This window comes from Amycolatopsis nalaikhensis (assembly GCF_030264295.1).
Lineage (GTDB): Bacteria > Actinomycetota > Actinomycetes > Mycobacteriales > Pseudonocardiaceae > Amycolatopsis > Amycolatopsis nalaikhensis.
In genome coordinates this window covers 4567825-4588345 of record NZ_CP127173.1, presented here as the reverse complement: position 1 = coordinate 4588345, position 20521 = coordinate 4567825, and the positions used below count along the sequence as shown (strand labels likewise).

18 protein-coding genes are annotated in these 20521 nt (G+C 71.2%); 4 read left to right on the top strand and 14 right to left on the bottom strand.

Annotation, left to right across the window (positions count from 1 at the left end; all coding sequences use genetic code 11):
- The first annotated feature begins 28 nt into the window (after nucleotides 1–28).
- Nucleotides 29–790: a TrmH family RNA methyltransferase gene (locus tag QP939_RS22660; RefSeq protein ID WP_285458818.1), complete on the top strand. Its 762-nt coding sequence runs from the start codon at nucleotides 29–31 to the stop codon at nucleotides 788–790.
- Nucleotides 791–793: 3 nt separating this feature from the next.
- Here the strand turns inward: QP939_RS22660 and QP939_RS22655 are convergent, their stop codons facing one another.
- A complete protein-coding gene (locus QP939_RS22655; protein WP_285459822.1) occupies nucleotides 794–1168 on the bottom strand; it encodes an HAD-IA family hydrolase in 375 nt (124 codons plus the stop codon).
- A gap of 221 nt (nucleotides 1169–1389) precedes the next feature.
- Here QP939_RS22655 and QP939_RS22650 point away from each other — a divergent pair, with 221 nt between their 5' ends.
- Entirely contained in the window at nucleotides 1390–1854 is a 465-nt protein-coding gene (locus QP939_RS22650) for an Rv3235 family protein (RefSeq protein ID WP_285458817.1), read from the top strand.
- Between the two features lie 294 nt (nucleotides 1855–2148).
- Here the strand turns inward: QP939_RS22650 and secA are convergent, their stop codons facing one another.
- From secA to mtrA, 6 genes are all read right to left on the bottom strand, one after another.
- Entirely contained in the window at nucleotides 2149–5031 is a 2883-nt protein-coding gene (gene secA, locus QP939_RS22645) for a preprotein translocase subunit SecA (protein WP_285458816.1), read from the bottom strand.
- Between the two features lie 206 nt (nucleotides 5032–5237).
- Complete coding sequence (gene hpf, locus QP939_RS22640; RefSeq protein ID WP_285458815.1) at nucleotides 5238–5924, bottom strand: ribosome hibernation-promoting factor, HPF/YfiA family; 687 nt, start codon at nucleotides 5922–5924, stop codon at nucleotides 5238–5240.
- Nucleotides 5925–6675: 751 nt separating this feature from the next.
- Nucleotides 6676–7341 carry a ComF family protein gene (locus QP939_RS22635; RefSeq protein ID WP_434219680.1) on the bottom strand — a complete coding sequence of 222 codons (666 nt, stop codon included), beginning with the start codon at nucleotides 7339–7341 and terminating at the stop codon, nucleotides 6676–6678.
- A 66-nt stretch (nucleotides 7342–7407) separates the two neighbouring features.
- Nucleotides 7408–9117 carry an LpqB family beta-propeller domain-containing protein gene (locus QP939_RS22630; protein WP_285458813.1) on the bottom strand — a complete coding sequence of 570 codons (1710 nt, stop codon included), beginning with the start codon at nucleotides 9115–9117 and terminating at the stop codon, nucleotides 7408–7410.
- Nucleotides 9118–9176: 59 nt separating this feature from the next.
- Nucleotides 9177–10901: an MtrAB system histidine kinase MtrB gene (gene mtrB / locus QP939_RS22625; RefSeq protein WP_285458812.1), complete on the bottom strand. Its 1725-nt coding sequence runs from the start codon at nucleotides 10899–10901 to the stop codon at nucleotides 9177–9179.
- Nucleotides 10902–10908: 7 nt separating this feature from the next.
- Nucleotides 10909–11586: an MtrAB system response regulator MtrA gene (gene mtrA, locus QP939_RS22620; RefSeq protein ID WP_005150760.1), complete on the bottom strand. Its 678-nt coding sequence runs from the start codon at nucleotides 11584–11586 to the stop codon at nucleotides 10909–10911.
- 188 nt (nucleotides 11587–11774) lie between these two features.
- Between mtrA and QP939_RS22615 the strand changes: the two genes are divergently transcribed.
- Entirely contained in the window at nucleotides 11775–12560 is a 786-nt protein-coding gene (locus QP939_RS22615; RefSeq protein WP_285458811.1) for an IclR family transcriptional regulator, read from the top strand.
- Here QP939_RS22615 and QP939_RS22610 read toward each other — a convergent pair.
- From QP939_RS22610 to QP939_RS22580, 7 genes are all read right to left on the bottom strand, one after another.
- On the bottom strand, nucleotides 12557–13843 hold the full coding sequence (locus tag QP939_RS22610) for a DUF4407 domain-containing protein (RefSeq protein ID WP_285458810.1): 1287 nt from the start codon (nucleotides 13841–13843) through the stop codon (nucleotides 12557–12559). The two genes, QP939_RS22615 and QP939_RS22610, sit on opposite strands and share 4 nt — an antisense overlap.
- Nucleotides 13830–14342, bottom strand: a complete 513-nt coding sequence (locus QP939_RS22605) for a hypothetical protein (protein ID WP_285458809.1) — start codon at nucleotides 14340–14342, stop codon at nucleotides 13830–13832. The genes QP939_RS22610 and QP939_RS22605 overlap by 14 nt, the downstream gene beginning before the upstream one ends.
- Nucleotides 14339–16120 carry a hypothetical protein gene (locus QP939_RS22600; protein ID WP_285458808.1) on the bottom strand — a complete coding sequence of 594 codons (1782 nt, stop codon included), beginning with the start codon at nucleotides 16118–16120 and terminating at the stop codon, nucleotides 14339–14341. Before QP939_RS22600 ends, QP939_RS22605 begins: the two co-directional genes overlap by 4 nt.
- Complete coding sequence (locus QP939_RS22595) at nucleotides 16113–16787, bottom strand: hypothetical protein (RefSeq protein ID WP_285458807.1); 675 nt, start codon at nucleotides 16785–16787, stop codon at nucleotides 16113–16115. Before QP939_RS22595 ends, QP939_RS22600 begins: the two co-directional genes overlap by 8 nt.
- A gap of 337 nt (nucleotides 16788–17124) precedes the next feature.
- Complete coding sequence (locus tag QP939_RS22590; RefSeq protein ID WP_285458806.1) at nucleotides 17125–17775, bottom strand: dTMP kinase; 651 nt, start codon at nucleotides 17773–17775, stop codon at nucleotides 17125–17127.
- Between the two features lie 67 nt (nucleotides 17776–17842).
- On the bottom strand, nucleotides 17843–18601 hold the full coding sequence (locus tag QP939_RS22585; protein ID WP_285458805.1) for a hypothetical protein: 759 nt from the start codon (nucleotides 18599–18601) through the stop codon (nucleotides 17843–17845).
- Nucleotides 18598–19173 carry a papain-like cysteine protease family protein gene (locus QP939_RS22580; RefSeq protein WP_285458804.1) on the bottom strand — a complete coding sequence of 192 codons (576 nt, stop codon included), beginning with the start codon at nucleotides 19171–19173 and terminating at the stop codon, nucleotides 18598–18600. The genes QP939_RS22585 and QP939_RS22580 overlap by 4 nt, the downstream gene beginning before the upstream one ends.
- Before the next feature lie 247 nt (nucleotides 19174–19420).
- Here QP939_RS22580 and QP939_RS22575 point away from each other — a divergent pair, with 247 nt between their 5' ends.
- Nucleotides 19421–20419: a hypothetical protein gene (locus QP939_RS22575; RefSeq protein ID WP_285458803.1), complete on the top strand. Its 999-nt coding sequence runs from the start codon at nucleotides 19421–19423 to the stop codon at nucleotides 20417–20419.
- Nucleotides 20420–20521: the final 102 nt, after the last annotated feature.

The following is a 20521-nucleotide window of genomic DNA, read 5'->3' as shown; positions in this document are numbered from 1 at the left end:
ATCCTTACACAGTGCGAGACTGCCGGGTGTGGGTGATGAGTCGACAATCTCGCCGAAGGACCGCTTCCTGACCGTCTACGGCCGGAAGCCGGTGCTGGAGGCACTGGCGGACGATGGCCTGCGGGTCGACAAGGTGATCCTCGCCGACACCGCCCGCGGCCCGGGCGCGGCCGAGATCCAGCGCGCCGCCAAAGCCGCCGGGGTGCCGGTGCAGCGCGCCAGCGCCCACCGGGTCAAGGTCCTGGCCGGTAACGGCAAGCAGGACCAGGGCGTGCTCGCCGACGTCGTCGTCCCGCGGATGCGAGCGCTTTCCGCGGCGCTGGCCGACCGGCGGCCGCCCGCGCGCGTGCTGCTGCTCGACGGCATCACCACCCCCGCGAACGTCGGGATGATCCTGCGGACGGCGACCGCCGCCGGGCTCGACGGCGTGATCGTGCCGCGGCGCGGCGTCGCGGCGCTGGACCCGCTGGTGGTCAAGGCGTCGGCCGGCGTCGCGTTCCGCGCGCCGGTGCTGCGCTGCGGCTCCGCGCGCGAAGCCGCCGAGATGCTCACCGAAGCCGGTTACGGGCTTTACGCGCTGGGCGCGTCGGCGAAGACGACGGTGTTCGACGTCGACCTGCCGCAGCGCGCGGCGTTCGTGCTCGGGGGCGAAACCGCCGGAGTCGGGGGCGAAGTCGGTGAACTCGTCACGGAATGGGTGTCCATTCCGATGCCGGGTGACGTCGAGTCCCTGAATGTCTCGGCGGCCGCGGCGGTCCTGTCCTTCGAATTGGTCCGCCGCGCCCGCTGACGATCACCGATCTCGGAAAAGAACGTCGAGTTCGGCAAGGGTTTCGTCGACCGTCCGGTGGTGCACGCCGACCATGCCGGCCTGGACGGCGCCGCGGATGTTCGCGGCGGAGTCGTCGACGCAGGCGCAGCGGACGGCGGGCAGCCCGAGCCGGTCGGCGGCGATCAGGTAGACCGCCGGGTCCGGCTTGGCGACGCCGACCTCACCGGAAAACACCAGCGCGTCGAAGTAGTCGAACATGGTGTTCTTGACCTCGTCCGAGGCGCCGGGCGCGTTGGACAGCAGCGCCGTCCGGACCCCCCGCTCGCGCGCGGCCGCCAGATAGTCGTAGAAGCGGCCGGCGTCCGGATCCGTGAGAACTCCGGCGAAATCGACCAATAACCCCTTCAGCACCCGGCACACCATAGCCGTGGTGGCGACCGAGGTGTCGCGCAAGGCGCAACAAATACCCGTTGTGATCGCGACTTAGCGCACCGGGACCGAGGAATGCATCGTTCCGGTGGTTCGCCCCCGAATCGGGCGATTCCCGTCGCCTTTCCGGCCGGTTCCGCCCTCTAAGCGGTGGACGCGGCGAAATGCCGAGTCCGGGAGGGGAGGAAATGTCCGAGGAACATCGCCTGAGAACGCTGATCCACTGCGAAGCACCGCGACGGGCCGAGCGCCCGCCGACGGTGCCCCCGCGAGAGCACCGCGGCGGCGGCCCCCGGTGGCCGGTGCCGAGGCAGCTCGAAGCGGGCGAGGTGAGCCACGTGCTGAACACGCTGCTGGAGGCGTACGACGGCCGCCGCCCGGCGGCGCAGGTCCGCGCACTGGTGGCACCGGAGGTGTACGCGAGCTTGAGCGGGCCGCGCCTGGCCCGGCCCCGGCACCGGACGCACCGGGTCCACACGTGCACCCCGGCACCGGGCGTGGTCGAGGCGTGCGCCCGCGTGGAGGCGGACGGCCGGTCGTTCGCACTGGCGGCCCGCTTCACGCGGACACCGGATGGGTGGCGGTGCGAGCGCTTCACGGTGCTGAAGCCGCAGCAGAGGCCCATCCAGACACCCCGGCGAGCAGCGGCGTGAGGCGGCTACGTACGGCGCGGGCACCGCCTGGCCCCTTCAGGGCATCCAGTGCCGCGCGCCGGTCGTCGACGTCGGCCCCGCTTCAAGCGCCCCAATGTGGCCTTCGGTGCGTCTGACGCACCCAAGGCGGCCTTCGGTGCGTCAGACGCAACCAAGGCCACATTGGGGCGCTCGGGTCACGTGTCCTGAATTGTCGACCCGCTGGTCCGCCGGTTCGGTTCGGCGGGCCCGGTCACGCAAACCGGGCCGGGGCGCATGCGGTGTTCCCGCACGCGGCCCCGGCCCCGGAAAAGGTCAGCGACGCGGCCCCTTCTTGCCCTTCTTCTGCGCGTCACGCTGGGCCGCGCGGCGCTCGCGGCGCGTGCCCGACCCGCCGCCCGCGGACTGCTGCGGACCGTCCGAATGGGACTCGACCTCGCCGTCCTCGCCCGGGCCCGACAGCGTCATGCCCGACTGCGGGCCGCCGGCGCCGAGGCCCTTGCCGCGCAATGCGGCCGGGACCGACTCCGTGTCCGTTGCCGGCGGCTGCGGCGGTGCCGGGCGCGCGTGCCTGCCCTCCGATGCCTGGCCGTTGCCCGATGCCACACCCGTCGGCACCGCGGCCGCCTCCTCGGCGGGCGGGGCCTCCGCGCGCTCGACCTGCAGGTTGAACAGGAAGCCGACGGCCTCCTCCTTCAGCGAGTCGAGCATCGCGCGGAACATGTCGAAGCCCTCGCGCTGGTACTCGATCAGCGGGTCGCGCTGCGCCAGCGCCCGCATGCCGATGCCCTGCTTGAGGTAGTCCATTTCGTACAGGTGCTCACGCCACTTGCGGTCCAGGACCGTCAGCATCACCTGGTGCTCCAGGGTCCGCATGCCGTCCGGGCCGACGAGCGCGTTGATCTCCTCTTCGCGCTTGTCGTAGGCGCGGCGGGCGTCCTCGAGCAGCGCCTCGCGCAGGCTCTGCGCGTCGAGGTCGCCGTCCTCCATCAGGTCGTCCCACTCGATGCTGACCGGGTACAGCTGCTTCAGCGCCGACCACAGCTTCTCGTGGTCCCAGTCCTCGGCATAGCCGTTGGCGGTCGCACCATCCACATAGGCGTTGACGACGTCCTCGAGCATGCCCTCGATCTGGTCGCGCAGGTTCTCGCCCGCCAGCACGCGGTGGCGCTCGGCGTAGATCACCTTGCGCTGCTCGTTCATGACCTCGTCGTACTTGAGGACGTCCTTGCGCTGCTCCATGTTGATCTGCTCGACCTGGGTCTGCGCGCTCTTGATGGCCTTGGAGACCATCTTGTGCTCGATCGGCACGTCGTCGGGCAGCCGCATGGTCGTCATGACGCGCTCGACCATCGTCGCGTTGAAGCGGCGCATGAGTTCGTCACCGAGCGACAGGTAGAAGCGGGACTCGCCGGGGTCGCCCTGACGGCCGGACCGGCCGCGGAGCTGGTTGTCGATGCGGCGCGACTCGTGGCGCTCGGTGCCCAGCACGTACAGGCCGCCGGCCTCGCGGACCTCTTCCGCCTCGGCCTTCGACTCCTCCTTGACCTTCTCCAGGGTCGCCGGCCACGCGGCCTCGTACTCCTCGGAGTGCTCCACCGGGTCGAGGCCCTGCTCGCGCAGCACCTGGTCGGCGATGATGTCCGGGTTGCCGCCCAGCACGATGTCGGTACCGCGGCCCGCCATGTTCGTGGCGACCGTGACGGCGCCCTTCTGGCCGGCGCGCGCGACGATCAGCGCCTCCCGGTCGTGGTGCTTCGCGTTCAGCACCTCGTGCGGGACGCTCAGCTTCACCAGCAGCTTCGACAGGTGCTCGGACTTCTCGACGCTCGTCGTGCCGACCAGCACCGGCTGGCCCTTCTCGTGCCGCTCGGCGATGTCCTCGGCGACGGCCTCGAACTTGGCCTGCTCGGTCTTGTAGATCAGGTCCGGCTGGTCCTGGCGCACCATCGGCCGGTTCGTCGGGATCGGCACCACACCCAGCTTGTAGGTCTGGTGGAACTCCGCGGCCTCGGTCTCGGCCGTACCGGTCATGCCGGAAAGCTTGTCGTAGAGCCGGAAGTAGTTCTGCAGCGTGATCGTCGCCAGCGTCTGGTTCTCGGCCTTGATCTCGACCTTTTCCTTGGCCTCGATCGCCTGGTGCATGCCCTCGTTGTAGCGGCGGCCGACCAGGATGCGCCCGGTGAACTCGTCGACGATCATGACTTCGCCGTTGCGGACGATGTAGTCCTTGTCCCGGTGGAACAGCTCCTGGACCTTCAGCGCGTTGTTCAGGTACCCGACCAGCGGGGTGTTCGCGGCCTCGTACAGGTTGTCGATCCCGAGCTGGTCCTCGACGAACCGGACGCCCTTCTCGGTGACCGCGACCGTGCGCTTCCGCTGGTCGACCTCGTAGTGGTACTTCGAGTTGATCAGGTTCGCCTTCTCGGTGCGCTCCCGCGACCCCATCGTGGTGGTGTCGATGCCCTGCATCAGCGGGGCGAGGCGCGCGAACTCGACGTACCAGCGCGACGACTGGTCCGCCGGGCCCGAGATGATCAGCGGCGTGCGGGCCTCGTCGATGAGGATCGAGTCCACCTCGTCGACGATGGCGAAGTTGTGCCCGCGCTGCACGCAGTCGTCGAGGCTCCACGCCATGTTGTCGCGCAGGTAGTCGAAGCCGAACTCGTTGTTCGTGCCGTAGGTGATGTCGGCGTTGTACTGGGCGCGCCGGACGTCCGGCTGCTGCTCCGACAGGATCACGCCGACCTCGAGGCCGAGGAAGCGGTGGATGCGGCCCATCCACTCCGAGTCGCGCTTGGCCAGGTAGTCGTTCGTCGTGACGACGTGGACGCCCTTGCCGGGGATGGCGTTGAGGTAGGCCGGGAGGACGCAGGTCAGCGTCTTGCCTTCACCGGTCTTCATCTCGGCGACCTGGCCGAGGTGCAGCGCCGCGCCGCCCATCAGCTGGACGTCGAAGTGGCGCTGGCCGAGCACCCGCTTGGCCGCCTCCCGGACGACCGCGAAGGCCTCCGGCAGCAGGTCGTCGAGGGATTCACCGTCGCCGTTCCGCTTGCGGAACTCGTCTGTCTTGGCCCGCAGCTCGGCGTCGGTCAGGTCCTTGACGTCGTCTTCGAGGGTGTTGATGTGATCGGCGATGTTGCGCAGCCGCTTCACCATCTTGCCCTCACCCGCGCGGAGCAGGCGGTTCAGCACCATCCGGTCGACCTCACTAGCTGAATATGAGCACGCCCAGGCCGGTCCCGGGCAGGTTCTCCCGCGGTGGCGGCCGTGTTCGGCGCCACCTTCCCACCCCCATCGTAGGGAACGGTGGGCGTCGTGTGCACACGCCGTAGGTCCTGACATGCGGATGGCCCGCACGCGAGCGCGTGCGGGCCATCCGGCGAAGGCCTCCTTAGACCGGCTCAGCCGAGCCGGATCACGCCGTAGTCGAAGCCTTTCCGCCGGTAGACCACGCTGGGCCGGCCCGCTTCCGAGTCGTTGAAGAGGTAGAAATCGTGGCCGACCAGCTCCATCTCGTAGAGAGCCTGGTCCACCGTCATGGGCTCCGCGGTGTGCTGCTTCTCGCGAACGACGCGACCGGGCTGGTGACCCAGGTCGTCGTCGGCCCAGCTCTGCTGCTGGGGCAGGTGTATCTCTTCGGCACTCGCGAAGCCGTTCGCCTGCGGTTCGGCTTCGGGTGCTTCCAACACCGCGGTACGCGCGGCGGGACTGGCTGCGGCCGGGGCTCCGCCACCGGGCAGCATCGAGGTCGCTTCGGCGACCGATTCCGGGCGGCTGCGCCCGTAGTGCACACGCCTCCGGTCGTGTGTCCTCCGCAGCCGGTTCTCCAGCTTGGTGACTGCGGAATCAAGCGCTGCGTAGAAGTCGGCGGCACACGCTTCAGCGCGTACGGCCGGGCCCCGCCCCTTTCCGGTGATTTCGACGCGCTGGCAGCTCTTGGCCTGACGTCGGTTGGGTTCGTGGAACAGCTCCACGTCGTACCGGATGACTTTCCTGTCGTAGCGCTCGAGCCGGGCCAGCTTTTCGCTGACAAGCGCCCGATAGTGGTCGGGCACCTCCACGTTGCGGCCCTTAACGACGATGTCCATACACGACCTCCCTCGCTGAGATGACTGCGAGCTGTTGTGTTTTCACACGGCGCCGGTATTGCGGGGACGGAAGCCCGGATCGCGGGCTGAGAAGGAACTCGGAAACGGTGGACGACGTCTCGTTCCGATGACCGAGCGCGGACTCAGCGCACCTCCGGCGCCAGGGACATGGGCTCGTCACCTCCCTGCCTGCGGGGATTGCTGATTGCGGAGCACGTTAGCTTCCTCACGCCCGTTGCAACAGCCCCCGAGCCGGGGGATGTCGAGGAATGAGACTCCGTCACCCCGCGCAGTGATCGCGGGATGAACACCAGAAAACACCCGCTGGTCGGACGCGGTGCACGCAGCGTGTTTTCACACGGACGGCGCATCGCTGCCGAGCGGTGGACGCCGAGGGTGACGGCCCCGTCCGGCACAGCCGCCACTCCGGTGGAGTGGTGTGGCGGCCGAGTGGTCGTGGTCGACACCCTCATGCCCGGACAACGGGCGCCGGGCCGCTCGCGTTCCCGGCGGATGTCACTCATGTAGGTGACAGGTCGGTTCACCCGGGTGCGGGGTTCGGCGAGGGTGGCTCCTTTCCGGGATTTCACGGTTCGAGTGGTGAATTGACGCGCCTGGGGTGTTTGGTGCGGGTGAAGCGGGGAATGCGATCTTCGGACTCGGCTGAGAGGAGCAGGTGTGCGGCGGGCGCCGGGACGGTCGTGGATTGAAGATCGCGGGACCGATCCGCTGGCCGAAAGCGGTTTCAGCGTCACCCGGCCACGAGCAACGTCAGGACGGCCGCCACCGCGACACCCTCCGCCGACAACGCCTGCACGCAGGCCGCCGCCGTGGCGCCCGTCGTGATCACGTCGTCCAGCACCACCACCGGGAACCCCGGCGGCGGGCGACCGGCCTGGCGGAACCGGAGCCTGCCCGCGAGGTTGGCGATGCGCTCCGCACGTCCCAGGCCGACCGCATCGCGGGCTCCTCCCGCCAGCTCCAGAGCCGGGGCGACGGCCACTTCGATGCCTCGCCCGGCCAGCACACCCGCCGCCGCATTCGCCAGGCGCTCCACGTGCGGCCCGCCCCGCACCCGCGCGGCCGACGGCCGGCTCGGCGCCGGGACCAGGCAGATCCGCCGGACCGCCGGATCAACCGCAGCCGGGATCGGCAACACCGCCAGCGCCTCGGCCAGCGCCCGCCCCAATGACGGCGCCAGATCCCGCCGCCCCCGCTCCTTGTACGCGATCAGCAACCGCCGCCCCACCCCGCGGTAGCGGGCCAGGGCGAACACCCTCACCAGCCCCGCCGTCGGCGCACGGACCACCTCGGCCGCCGAGCGCCACACCTGCGCGCACCGCGCACAACACGGCGCCCCACGCGCCCCGCAGGCCGCGCAGCGACTCGGGATCAGGAGATCGAGCAGTTTCTTCAGCACACGGACAGTGTCGCGACCGGTACCGACAGTTTCGAACGTCCAGACGTCACCCACCCAGGTGAATCAGCCCGGGTAGAACGGATCCGCGTCCTTCATCGTGTGCGCCTGGGGCCGCCAGACCTCGCCCAGCGCCGAGGCCGTCCACAGCCCGCTCGCGTCGGCCACCACGATCTGGCGGCCCGGTGCCGCCGTCACGCCGTGGACCTTCGGGGTCAGGTTGGAGCTGTTGAACGCGTCCATCCGCTGGCCGTCCACCGTCACGCGCAGCACCGGCTGCGAGTTCGACGTCGTCACCGCGACCAGGGAATCCTGCGCGACCCAGTCGACGTCGACGACTTCCTGGAGGTCGTGCGGCTGGAGGTGACGCGGCTCGCGCAGCGACACCGAATCGCCGCTGCCGACCACCGAAGCCACCCACAGCTGACCGCCCACCACCGCCGCCACGCGGGCGCCGTCGCGGGAGAACCGCAGCTCCGTGATCCCGCCTTGCTGCGTCAGGTCCGTCGCGTTGACCTGCAGGGCCGTCCACTGGCCGTTCGGGTTGACGACCATGCGGCCGACCGAATACTGGTCGACCACCGTCCACACCTCGCCCGTGCCGGGACGCCACGTCGGACGGCTCATCGTCGTCCCGCTCAGGTTGACCAGCGGCAGCTCGTGGCCCAGGTCGCCGATCCGCAGCCGGACCTGACCGCCTTCGCGGGCCACCACCGCCAGGCGCTTGCCGTCGATCGACTGCGCCGCGTTCACCACCTCGTAGCCGCCGTTGCCCGCCGGGCCCGGCACCGGGGCGCCGTCGTCGAGGGAGCGGACCCGGCCGCCGACCGTCATCAGCCCCTTCAGCTCCAGGCTGGGCGAAAGCGCCGCGCCGTACGACGGCAGTTCGCTCAGGCGCCAGTCCGGGTGGTTCGCCACCAGCGGCGCGCCGTCGGCGAGGATCCGGATCCGCGCCGACGTGACGTACTGCAGCGACAGCACGATCTGCGCGGCGATCAGCTTCCGGGTGTCGTCGGGGACGCCAGCCAGCCCGGTCAGCGGCACCACCAGCGTGCCGTCGTCGAGGCTCTTGACGTTCGTGTCGATCTCGACCGGCTCGCCGAGCAGGTTCTTCACCGCGCCGGCCAGCGCCGTCGACGGCCCGGTGACCAGCAGGTCCATCACGCGGCTCGGCAGGCCCGACTGCGGCTTCGCGAGCACGTACCGCCGGTCCGGGACGAACGTCGCCGCCGACTCCGAATAGAAGCTCACCGCCACCGCGGTGTAGTTCGCGCTGAAGTCGGACTCCGTCGCGTAGAGGTCGGCGGGCGGGTCGACGATCCGCCACTGGCCGTTCGCCTGCTTGCGCACCTTGACCTGCAGCAACGCCGAGCTGTAGTCGGGCACGAAGGCGCTGTTCTGGTCCAGGGTGCCGACGTCGATCCCGCGCACGTTGACGACCAGCGTGTTCGGGTCCGGCTGCGGGTCGGTGTCGTAGACCGTGCCGAACGTGTCCTGGATGATCGTCAGGCTGCGGCTCGGGCGCCAGCTCGCCTGGCTCGCGTCGTCGAGGTACGCGCGGGCCGCCGCGTTGTTCTGCCCCGGCTTGAGCGTCGCGCCGACGAAGTCGCGGACCAGCGTCAGCGGGTCGATGCCCTGCGCCGGTTCGGGCACGACGTCGCCGGGGCCCTGTCCTTGGCGCTCGCCGGGGACGACGACGGGCTGCGACTCGAGCGGCACGTTCGCACAACCCGCGAGCAGCACGAAGCACAAGAGAGACACCAAGAGCTGCTTCATCCGGGGCTGCGCCCCGGGCCGGGGGCTCCGCCACCCGGACCCCCGAAATGCGTGTGGTGTCACTGCCCGACTCCCTCACGCTCAGCAAAGATCGCCTCCGGCGCCGGGGTGATCTCGATCAGCCCGAGCGGCACCTCACCGGCGACGCGGTCGGGCGGCGGCAGCACCAGCGGCGGGTCGCCCGCGGGCACGTCCTGGCGGCGCGGCAGCACCAGCCGGAAGCAGGCGCCGTGGCCCGGCTCGCCCCACGCGTCGAGCTCGCCGCCGTGCAGGCGCGCGTCCTCCTGGCTGATCGCCAGCCCCAGCCCGGTGCCGCCGGTGCGCCGGTTGCGCGACGGGTCGGCGCGCCAGAACCGGTTGAACACCAGCTCCGCCTCGCCGGGCCGCAGGCCGACACCGTGGTCGCGGACCGTGATCGCGACGGCCGTCTCGCTGGCCGCGACCGTGAGCACCACCGGCTTGCCCTCGCTGTGGTCGACGGCGTTGGCCAGCAGGTTGCGCAGGATCCGCTCGACGCGCCGGGCGTCGACCTCGGCGATCACGTCTTCGTCGGGCAGCACCAGCTCGACCGAGCTGCCCGCGTTGCCGGCGATGACCCGCACCTGCTCGACCGCGCGGGTGGCGATCGGGCGGACGTCGATGAACTCCGCGGCCAGCTCCTCGACACCGGCGTCGAGCCTGCTGATCTCCAGCAGGTCGCCGAGCAGCGCCTCGAACCGGTCGAGCTCGTCGACCAGCAGTTCCGTCGAGCGCGCGAGCCCCGCCGGGAACTGCTCGCGCGACGCGTGCAGCACGTCCGCGGCCATCCGGACGGTGGTCAGCGGCGTGCGCAGCTCGTGCGAGACGTCGGAGGTGAACCGGCGCTGCAGCCCGCCGAACTCCTCGAGCTGGCGGATCTGGCGCTGGATGCTGGCGGCCATCTCGTTGTAGGACACCGCGAGCTTCGCGAGGTCGTCCTCGCCGAGCACGGCCAGCCGCTGGTCGAGGTCGCCGCCGGCGAACTGCTCGGCCGCCGCGGCGGCCTGGCGGACCGGCCGGACCACCTGCCTGGTCACCAGGTTCGTGATGCCCGCCAGCAGGAGCAGCAGCACGAGCCCGCCGACGAGCAGCGTGTTCTGCACGGTCGAGACGGTGTTCTGCTCGGTCGTCAGCGGGAACAGCAGGTACAGCTGCAGCGGGCTGGCGACCGTGTTGAGCGACGTGCCGACGATCAGGTACGTCGTGCGCACGCCGTTCGGGTCGGTGACGGTGTGCTCGAGGTAGCTCGTCTGGTCGGCTTCGACGAACTGGCGCAGCCGCGGCGGCACGTTCTCGTAGGGACCGGCGTGCGACGACTGCTGCCCGGACTGGTCGTGGCCGCCGCTGGCGAGCACCGGGACGAACGTGCCGGCCGCCGAACCGGCGGCGTCCTGGCTGGTCGGCGTGATCGCGATCTTCTTGAGCGCGTTCGCCAGCCGGTTGTCCATCGCGTCGCGCGTCTCGCCGCCGAGGCCGACGAGCTCGCCGGCCGCCGTCTCGGCCGCCGCGCGGGTCTGCGCGATCGCGGCGTCGCGCTTGGTGTCCAGCAGCCGTTCGGTGATCTGGTTCTGCAGGACCATGCCGAGCACGAAGACCACGGCCGAGGACAGCGCCAGCGTCGAGACGGTCACGCGGAACTGCAGCGAGTGCTTCCACAGCTCGTTGAACGCGACCGCGCGACGGCGCGCGAAAACGACGACACGCCGCACCAGGCGTGCCGTCGAATGCGCGAACGCGGGGAGCCGTCTGCCGGTCTCAGCGGTCATCGACGGATCACGGCGGGCCGGCCTTGTACCCGACACCGCGAACGGTCAACACCACCTCGGGGTGTTCCGGGTCCTTCTCCACCTTGGACCGCAGCCGCTGGACGTGCACGTTCACCAGCCGCGTGTCGGCCGCGTGCCGGTAGCCCCAGACCTGCTCCAGCAGCACCTCGCGGGTGAACACCTGGCGCGGCTTGCGGGCCAGCGCCACCAGCAGGTCGAACTCCAGCGGGGTCAGCGGGATGGCCTTGCCCTCGCGGGTGACCTCGTGGCCCGGCACGTCGATCGCCAGGTCGCCGATGGTGAGCGACTCCGCGGGCTCGGCCTCGGTGCGGCGCATCCGGGCGCGGACCCGGGCGACCAGCTCCTTCGGCTTGAACGGTTTGACGACGTAGTCGTCGGCGCCGGACTCCAGGCCGAGGACGATGTCGACGGTGTCGCTCTTGGCGGTGAGCATGACGATCGGCACCCCGGACTCGGCGCGGATCGCCTTGCAGACGTCGATCCCGTTCATCCCGGGCAGCATCAGGTCGAGCAGGACGAGGTCGGGCTTCAGCTCACGCAGCGCGGGCAGCGCGCGCGAGCCGTCGGCGACCACCGCCGTGTCGAACCCCTCCCCACGGAGCACGATGGTCAGCATCTCCGCGAGTGCAGGGTCGTCGTCGACCACGAGAACACGTGCCTTCATGTCCACATATTCGCACTACTCGCGGCGCCCGCACGCACGACCCGCGTGTTTGACCACCAGAAAGATCAAGATCGGCACGCTCCCCTGCTCCATCCGGGTGCCGGTACCCGGCTCCGCGGCGCACCGGACGGCCCGCGGATTCGCCCACTCAGCCGATGCGAACCGCGCGAAACGGATAGTGTTGCGCTATGCGGAACCAGGACTCGGGCAACGCAACTCAGAGCCAGGTGCAGTCCGTCGACCGCGCGATCAGCGTGCTGGAGCTGCTCGCCCGCCACGGCGAAACCGGCATCACGGAGATCGCGGGCGAGCTGGGCGTCCACAAGTCGACGGCGTCGCGGCTGCTCAGCGTCCTGGAGTCCAGAGGCCTCGTCGAACAGCTCGGGGAACGCGGGAAGTACGCGATCGGGTTCGGTGTCGTGCGCCTGGCCGGCGCCGCGACCGGGCGCATGGACCTGGCGAAACTCGGCCGCGCGAGCTGCCTGGCCCTCGCCGAAGAGCTCGGCGAGACCGTGAACATCGCCATCGCCGACGACGGCGTCGCGATCAACATCAGCCAGGCCCGCGGCTCGGCCGCGATCACCACGCAGAACTGGACCGGCCAGCGCACGCCGCTGCACGCGACCTCCAGCGGCAAGATCCTGCTGGCGCACATGGGCGAAACCGAGCGCAAGCGGGTGCTGAAGCGGAAGCTGGAGCAGTACACGCCACGCACGACGGTCGAGCCGGAAGAGCTGCTGACCGAGCTGGAGCGGGTGCTCGAAGACGGTTACGCGGCCTGCTACGAGGAGCTCGAACTCGGCATGCACGCGGTCGCCGTGCCGATCCGCGGCCCCGGCGGCGACGTCGTCGCCGCGATGAGCGCTTCGGGGCCGTCGTACCGGCTTTCCAAGCAGCGGGTGAAGCAGATCGTGCGGCCGATGACCGAGGCCGCCGACGAGCTTTCCGCCCAGCTGGGCTATTTCCGCGACTAGCCGGGGCTCTCGCGGTACAGCTCGGTGAGGCGGTCGATCTCCGCCTCGCGCCGCCGTTCCCGGTCGAGCTCGGCGCGGCGGTTCTCCTCGGCCTCCTCGGCGAGCCGGGCGCGGGGTTCGCGCGTCAGCTCGGCCGTGCGCGCGCCGCGGACCGCCGCGTCGACCAGTTCGTCGTGCCGGACGCGATCCTCGTGCCGCCGGACCCGGGAGTCGATCTGGCGCCGGACCATGCGGTCGTAGGCGGTGGCCCCGCTGACCCACTTCGTCAGCACCGGCAGGCAGTCGATCAGCACCAGCAGCAGCCGGAACACCCACTGCGCGACCGTCACGGCGACGTTGCCCGCCGAGATCCGCGCGAGCGCGTCGATGCGTTCGAGGACGCCGATCCCGCCGTGGCTCGCGCGCCAGTCCGCGACCTTCCGCTCGATCGCGCTCGTGACCTGCCTGCCGTACCCGGCTTCGGCGGTGGTGAGCTGGTTCCGCAGGTCGGTCAGCCTCGTGTCGAGGGCGGCGACGTCGGCCCGCCGCTGCTCCAGGCGCGTGTCACGCCGGTACTGGTCGGCCATCTGGCGGTCGCGCGTGCATTCCGGTCCCTCGCCGGGAACGCCCGTCGTGCCGGGACCCGCGACGCCGGCGCACTCGGCCTTCGCCACGGTGTCGAGCTGCTCCCACGTGCCCATGTCGCGGCCGAGCTCGGCCGACTGGGTGTCCCGTTTCCGGCCGAGGTCGGCGAGCTGGGCGCGCACGGTGCCGGGCGAATCGGCCAGGTTCAGCCGGTGGTCGGCGCAATCAGCGGGAACGGCGGCTTCGTCGTCCGGCGGGTTGCACGTCCGCCACCGGCTGACGAACGCGGCCAGCTCGTGCTCCCGGTCCTCGGCCACCCGCTGGTCGATTTCGGCTTGGAACACCGAAAGCACCAGGGGTTCCGCGATCACGAACCCGAGCAGGGCCGCGACGAGCAGCCGGGGCAGGAACTGGCGCGCCTTCGCCTTCAGCGCGCCGTGCATGCTCGCGATGAGCCAGCTGTCGATCGTCAGGATGAACCCGCCCCAGACCACCATCACCAGCACGGTGACCAGCCAGGTCAGGCCGCCGAACGGCAGCCGCGTGGTGATGACCGAAGTGGACAGTGCGCTGATCGTCGCGGTGCAGCAGACGATCACGCCCAGCCTGGTGTAGCGGGGCCGCTCCTCCGGCACCTGGGCGAGCAGGGCTTCGTCGATGCCGATCACCCGGCGGAAGCGGCGGCCGAGCAAGTCGAGATCGGGCTTAGTGGTCAGCATCTTCTTCCTTCGCGGGGGACGGCGGAGCGAACAGGTCGACGCTGGTCAGCCGCACGTCGACGCCGGGGAGGTCGAGGGGACGGACGTCGAGGAGCGCGCGCACGCGGGCCAGCGCGTCCCGGCGGACCTGGCCGGTTTCGCGCGGCCCGCACCCGCGGCCCAGCTCGAGGAGCCGGTGGTGGTGGCGCAGGTGACCACGGATGAGCCCGGCCGCGTCGACTCCTTCACGCGCGACGCGGGCGGGATCGGTTGCCGTGCAGGCGAAACCGGCCACGAGCTGGAACGGCGCCGGACCGGCCGACGGGATCGGGACGACCACCGGCACGAACCGGGCCACCGTGCGGTCGACGACCGTGACGACGTCGGCTCGCCGCAGCAGCCGGGCGCGTGCCCGGCCGCCGGGATCGGCCACGCAGCCGTCGCCCGTTTGGAACACCAGGACTTCGTGCGGCTCGAGTCCGGGCAGCCGTCGGCGTCGACGCCCGCCGACCCGGATCACGCCGGTGATCGGATAACCACGCTCACCGGTATCGGCCCGGATGGCCGGCGGCGGGGGTTCGGGATCCGGCGTCGCCACCGGTTCGGCCGCGCCTTCGAGCGCCTGCATGAACTCCTTAGCTCACCCTCTTTGAGGTTCTGCGCGGCGGCGGCCGTCGCACGCAGGACGTCGCCCCGGAACCGGGGGTCGGCGAGCAAGGGCGCCGCCACCTTCCCGACCGCCTCGGCGAGCGCCGGGTCCTCGCGCAGCAAGGCGCCGAGGGCGAGTTCGTCGTCCTCGGGGTTCCAGGCCGTCAGCACCGCCCGCGTGGTCCGCGAGACGGCGTCCCGGGGGGCCGAGCCGCGGCCGAGGTCGGCCAGCAGCTCGAGGACGAGGCCCCCGCCACCGTCCTTCTCCGCGGTGAGGACACCGAACAACGTGCCGAGGGCGTCCGTCACCGCGTCGTCGGAGCGGCCTCGCTCCACCATCTTCTTCAGCTCCGCCACCGCTTCGGCCGGGAACTGGGCGCCGAGTTCACCCGCCAGAGCCAGCGCGGCGGTCTGCCGTTGGACCGCGGACCCGCCCGCCCAGCCGCGCACGACACCCAACGCGGCCGACCGGGTCCGCTCCTCGAGTGCCATGGCCCACACCACGAAAGCCGCCGTGGTCTGGCCGCTCCACCCCAGCGCACCGGCCGACCACGGGTCCAGACAGCCGGTTTCCACCGTTCCGAGATCCACTTCGGACAGTTGGGCGAGTCCGAAGGCGACCGCGACGTCGGCGCCCGTCGTCTCGACGATCTCGGCGAGCCAGGCCACGACGCCCGCCCAGAAGGACTTGGACTGCCGGGCGTTCAGCTCGGCGAGCACGTGCTCGCCGTACCGCGGATCGGCGAAGGCCCGCGCGCCCGGGGCGCCGGTCACGAGCCGCGTGGCCGTCGCCGTGGACGTACGGTCGCCGGGCGGCAGGTGCCGGTCGAGCGCCGTGCGCCGGGCTTCGAACTCCTCGCCGGTCAGACCCGCGCCGAACGCCAGCGCGGTCACCTCGACGAGGTCCTGCCTGCCGGGCCCCGCCTCGAACCAGGTCCGCACCACCTCGGCCGCGGTCCGGCCGAGCCCGCGCACGGCCTCGTCGACCGGCTCGCCGTCGGCCAGCCTGGCGGCGACCCCGGCGACCTCGGTCATGGTGCAGTCGGCGGGAAGGGCGGCGAGCACCTCGGCGGCGGCCTCGCCGACGTGCGACCGCACGACGTCTTCGAGCGGCGGCCACGCCCACGCGACGACCTTGACGGAGTCGACGTCGACGACCGGCTTCCGCCGGGTCACGACCAGAAACGCGCCCACGCGGCGCACGGCGTCCCGCACCAGGTGCCAGTCGAAGTCCGCGTGCCGGGAGCCTTCGGCGCCGACGTGGTCGGCCACCAGGTACCCGCGGCCCGGCTGGTAGCGGTATTCGCAGAGGTCCTTCACCGTGCTCGCGGGCGAGAGCCGGCGCAGCGGTTTCGGCGTCTTTTCGCGCAGCAAGGCGATGGCCGCGGTCTGCTTGCCGAGGCCGCGCTCCCCTTCGAGGAGCACGACGTGCTCGACGCCGAGCTTCGCGGCGGCCTTCGCGTGGCAGGCTGGCGACACGTACATCGCGACGGCCCCCTTCACGTCGTGTTCGTCCAGGAGCCCGGTTTGCCGACGCCGTTTGCGCGTCCGCCCGGGCGGACGCGTGGTCGCCGAGCCGATGACGCTGTGGCTGATGTACGCCTTCTCGAAGTTGATGACCGCGTCGGCCACCCTGCCGGGCTCACGCATGGCGCACCCCGAAAACCGAGTCCCGGGCGTGCAGCGTCCCCACGTTGATGATCACCTCCGTCGCACTCGCCGGTACGGTGGACGATGCCGCGTCCGGTTCGCGCTCGCCGGGGAGGTGGATCCAGCCGGACCCGCTGAAGTCCTTGACCGCCACGGGAACCTGCCGGAAGAGCCCGGCGTCCAGCCCGCGCTCACCGGAGCGGACGATGGTCTCGAACACGGTGTCGGAGACGATCAGCCCGATCTGGACGCCGGGGTGGCCGGTCATCGCCGCACGCAGTTCCGGCGCGTCGCGCAACCGCGCGGCGCGGGTCAGGGCGGCGCCGCTGATGTGCGGGCGCTCCACCACGGTCTGGCCGTGGTCGACCGCGACGCGGAGCCGCAGCTGGTGCTCCGCGTTCGCGACCGCGTTCACGGTGGAGAGCGCGAGCACCAGTTCCCTCAGCGCGAAGTCGGCGAGCACCCTCGCCGGGGCGACGTCGGGCGCGAACGCCAAGGTCGCGCTGTCGCCGTCCCGGCGGTCGAACACGGGCGCGAAGGGCGCGAGCGCCGTGGCGAGCACCCGGTCGTGGACTTCGTCGAGGTACGCCTGCCTGGCCCGGCCGCCGCCGCTGGAACCGACGATGTCGGTGGTGACGATGGTGTGGGGGCACGCCGGAGAAGCCATGGGGTTTCCCGTCATCGCTCGGGCGGTGGGGACCGCTGGTGAATGGATTCAGGTGCGCCATTGTGACGCACGAACCAGGGACCCTAAACGGTTTGTCCGGGACCGGTCCCACGCTTTTTCCGACAATTCACGAATGGGTGATCACCGAATGGTGAGCGATTCCGCGCTTTCATTCGGGCGCACCCACCACCAGTGGAGCACCCGGGATTTTCGCGCCTCGAACGCCACTCGTCGGCGGCGGATTACTCCTCGAAAGTGGGATCGGCACCTTCGTCCGGAAGGACGCGATGGCAGCACGGCACTCCCGGCCGAGCGATTCGACCCCCGGCCGCCTGCGCTAACCCAGGAGCGTCGCCGCCAGGGCGTCGTGGTCCACGCCCGCCACGCCGTCCAGGACGTGCCAGGGTGCCAGCCAGCCCGCCGCCGCCAGCTCGTCGTACACCGCGGCGCAGCGGCGCTGGAGGGCGTCGTCGGTTTCGAAGGCGTCGCGCTCGCGGTCGGTCTCCTCCTCCGCACGGCGTTCCGCGCGCTCGGCCGCCACCGCGGGCGCGACCCGCAGCAGCAGCTGCGCGTCCGGGCGCGGCAGCCCGAAGCGGCCGACCTCCAGCTCCCACACCCACTTCACGACTTCGCCGCCCGCGTCCTGCCGCAGCCGCGCGGCCGCGTACGCCGCGTTGGACGCGACGTACCGGTCGAGCAGCACGACGTCGTGCGCGTCCCGCAGCGCGCGGATCTCGTCCGCGGCGCCGCGGCGGTCCAGCGCGTAGAGCACCGCCATGCCGTACACCGAGTCGGCGAGGTCGCCGTGCCCGCGGTGCAGCGCCTCCCGGACCAGGTCCGCGTGCACGCTCTCGCCGTAGCGCGGAAACGCCAGCTTCGCCACGCTCGCGCCCTTGGCGCGCAACGCCGCCGTCAGCCCGTCGGTGAGCGTGCGCTTGCCCGCGCCGTCGAGCCCTTCGATGACCACCAGTCGACCCACGGACGTCACAGTATCGGTGGTGGTGGACCGGCGGGCTCGGTGGAAGGGGATCGACGCCGAGCCCGCCGGTTCGTCTTCAGGCGGAGATCCGCCGCAGGTGCAGCACGTACCCGGCGCCGCTGACCGCCAGGACGCCGGCCAGGATCAGCAGCGGCACCCAGCCCGTGTCGTGGCTCGAGGGCGCCGGGCCGCCGTCGCCGCGGGGCATCACCTGGGACGTCGCGTCGTAGCCGCCCGCCTCGCCGTCGCGGTCGTAGGCCGAGCCGGGGAGCTTGTCCGCGTAACGCGCCGAGACCGTCCGCTGGTAGTCGGCGACCGTGACGGCGGACTTGTTCTCCGACAGCGGGGTCACGCGGCCGTCGCGCACCGCGTACCAGGCGTCGACCTGCGGTTCGTGCAGGAGCTGGGCGCCCGTGGGCAGCGTCCGGGCGTACGCGCCTTCGACGTCGCCCGAGGCGATGTTGCCGACCTGCCAGGCGCCGTCGTCGCCGCGGACCGACCAGAGCGTCGCGGTCCGGCCGTCGGACGCCCGCGCGGGAACGGCGAAGTAGGCGAAGTCTCCCGGTGTCGCGCCCGGCTTGCCGACGACGAAGTCCGGGGAAAGCTCGTAGACGGGGTAGGCGTCCGGGGCGATCCGCACCGAGACCGGCCCGTGCGCGTCCGGGGCCTGGGCGAAGAAGCGCACCAGGGTGTCCTGGAGGCCCGCCGCCGCGGCGTGCGCGGCCACGGCGTCGGCGCTGCTGATGCCGGCGGCCTGGGCCGCGCCTGACACCGGAGCCGTCATCAGCAGCGCCGCGCCGGTCAGCACGGCGAGTGCCAGCACCCGCCTGCTCATCGGGCGATCCCGGTGAGCGTGTGCGTCCAGGTGAACGACGAGTTGTGCGCGTAGAACCCGTAAGCCGACCAGTGGTAGCGCTTCGCCGCACCCGGGTCGCCCCAGTAGACCCAGCCACCGCTGGTGTCGTAGCCGTAGAGGACGTGCGTGTGGCCGCCGCCCGAGCGGTAGCCGACCCGCGTCTCGACCGGGCGGCCCGCCGCGGTCTGCGTCCGGACCGCCGCGTAGGAGATGCGCCGGTCGAGGTAGTCGCCCGGCGACCGGAACCCGAGCCGGGCGAAGGCGCGCCGCGGATCCGCGAGCGTGCCGGGGAGGTTGGCGCAGTCGCGGCCGGTTTCGCCGTGCGCGAGCTGGCAGAACCGCAGCTGGCTGAGGACGGCACCGTGGTAGGCCGCGATGGTGTTGCCCGCACCGGCCCAGCACCACTGGTTCTTCTGCTGGGCCTGGATCACGATCTGGTCGCGGTAGGTCGAAGGCACTCCGGGCGCGGCTCCGGCGGTGACCGGCGCGACCAGGCACAACATCAGGCTCAGTGCCAGTACGGCGTGAACCTGGCTCGACTTCACCAGCACAGACGGCCTCCTGCGGAGGAGTGGGCGAACCAGCGGTGGTCACAACGGTGAACAACGTGGTCACCCGGAGCAAGAACGCCATCCGGAGGAACGGACCGTTCCGGGTCATAACCGGAACGCGGAACAGTCACCCTTACGTGGCCAACCACCCTGAACGGGGGTCGGCACGCCCACTCTACGCTGCTAACGTGAACGTTCCGCGGTGTTCACGCCCAGCGCACACACTGGTCGGGTGAAGGGACGAGCGGTGGCACAAGACGGGAACCTCCCACTGATCATCGATGGCGCTCGCACGAGCCGGTCGTCGGTCGCCGAGCTGCCGAAAGAGCTGACCGAGGCGCTCCGCACCGGCGAGTTCCACCACGCCCTTCGACTGGCGATCGCCTACCGCGGCCTTTCGCTCGCCCGGTTGCGGGCGCACCTCGCCCTGCGCGGGGTCCAAATCGGACAGTCCACGCTGAGTTACTGGCAACGCGGGCTGCGCCAGCCCGAGGTGCCGAAGGCGCTCCCGGCGGTCCGCGCGCTCGAATCGGTCCTCCAGCTGCCCGCCGACGCGCTGGTGGTGCTGATCGGCCCGCGCCTGGTCCGCCGCGGCCACCAGCCGGCGGCGTCCTTCCACGACCTGCGCTCCGGCGACATGGGGTCGATCGTGGAGGACCTGCTGGCCGAGCTGGGCGCGTACCCGTCGTCGAACCACTACAACGCGGACCTCGAGCTGCTGTCGGTACACGACACGATCACGTTCGACGCCGAGCACCGCCAGGTCAGCCTGCGCACCCGCTTGGTGACGCGCGCGCGTCGGCACGGCCCGGACCGGTACCTGACGGTGTACAACGGCGACCCGGGCTGCCGCATCGACGACGTCGAGCTGATCACCGACGAGGGCTGCCGGGTGGGCCGGATGCGCCGCAACCCGGACGCGGACACGATGGCGACGGAGCTGTTGTTCGACCGCAAGCTCGCCGAGGGCGACATCCACGTGTTCTGCTTCGAGGTCCGCGACGACTCGGGTTCGGCGTCGCCGGGGTACTACCGGATGCTGCGCGACCGGTGCGCGAGTTACCTCGTCCAGCTGCGCTTCGACCGCAACGCGCTGCCCGCTCGGTGCACGCGTCAGGTCCGGGCCCGGGACGACGCCCTGCCCGTGGTGGCGGAGGAGCTGGCCTGCGACATGGGCGGGGTGAGCAGCGCGTTCTTCAGCGACGCCGGGCCCGGGCTGGCCGGGGTCGCGGTGGAGTGGAACTGAAAACACCGATCACGGTTCGATTTCACGCACCGTGAGCCCGGGCGGGACAACGCGTGAAAGTTCCATTGCATGCCCCTTTTTTGTCTCACTCCATCAGGTGAA